The following is a 1,023-nucleotide window of genomic DNA, read 5'->3' as shown; positions in this document are numbered from 1 at the left end:
CTGGGCACAGCCCGCGGCGCGGTGATCAGGTTGGTCCGGGACCCGTCGTCGGCCCCCTGCTCGGTCGGCGGGCGGCCAGGCCCGGAGCGTCGTGGTGGGCGTTCCCCTGACGACCACTTCCCGATCTCGCCAGAGCCAGCCGCCTTGCCAGGCCGTTCGCCAGCAGTTTGCGCTCAAGGACGGGCTGGTGTGGCCGAAGTGACAGGTGAGACGCCCCCGAGGAGGTCCCGTGCCGCCCCGCACCCGCCGCGCGATCGCCGCCGCCGGTCTGCTGACCGCGCTGCTGCTGGCGGCTGCGTCCCTGGCGCCGGCGGCGATCGCGGCACCCCTGACGCCGACCAGCCCGACGGTGTACATGAGCCAGCTGCTGGCCGGCGACGGCGGCTCGACGTTGCGCCAGCTGACGCAGGGCCGTTCCGGCGGCTACGACAGCTGGGGTGGCGTCACCGTGTCGAGCGTCGGCGGTCCGTCGGCCTACGAGTACAACGCGATCGGCTACCGGGTGGCCGACGGCTACCTGTACGGCATCGTGCGGACCGGCTCGTACCAGGACCAGCTGGTGCAGATCGGGTCCGGCGGCGCGCTGACCCTGCTCGGTCCGGTCAGCGGCCTGCCGGCCACGACCGGCGCCGACGCCTATCTCAGCGGCGCCTTCGGCGAGGGGGCCTACGCCGACACCCTGTTCGTGAAGAACAACCGGGACACCGGCGCGCTGTACGCGATCGACGTCGTCGCCCGGAAGGTGACCAGGTCGGTCCCCGTGTCCGCCCCCGGCGCGAAGTTGTTCGACTTCGCCTGGGATGCCGGCTACCTCTGGGGCGGGGAGACCAACGCCGGGGTGAAGAGCATCATCCGGCTGGACGTGGACACCGGGGCGGTCACCCGCATCGGCGCCGGTTCGGTCTTCCCCGCCGCTGACCGCGGCGACTACGGCGCAGCCTGGCGGTACGGCAACGGCAACCTGGGCTTCCTCAACAACGACACGGGCATGATCACCCAGGTACAGCTCACCGACCCCGCCCC

1 protein-coding gene is annotated in these 1,023 nt (G+C 72.4%); it reads left to right on the top strand.

Annotated elements, in window-relative coordinates; all coding sequences use genetic code 11:
• Positions 1-229: 229 nt before the first annotated feature.
• The coding region (locus FHL79_RS24815; protein ID WP_218938608.1) for a DUF6923 family protein at positions 230-1,023 on the top strand (794 nt) is incomplete at its 3' end.

Source organism: Modestobacter altitudinis, from assembly GCF_005930475.1.
Lineage (GTDB): Bacteria > Actinomycetota > Actinomycetes > Mycobacteriales > Geodermatophilaceae > Modestobacter > Modestobacter altitudinis.
Note: the sequence above shows the minus strand (reverse complement) of the source record. Positions and strands in the feature narration are given on the sequence as shown.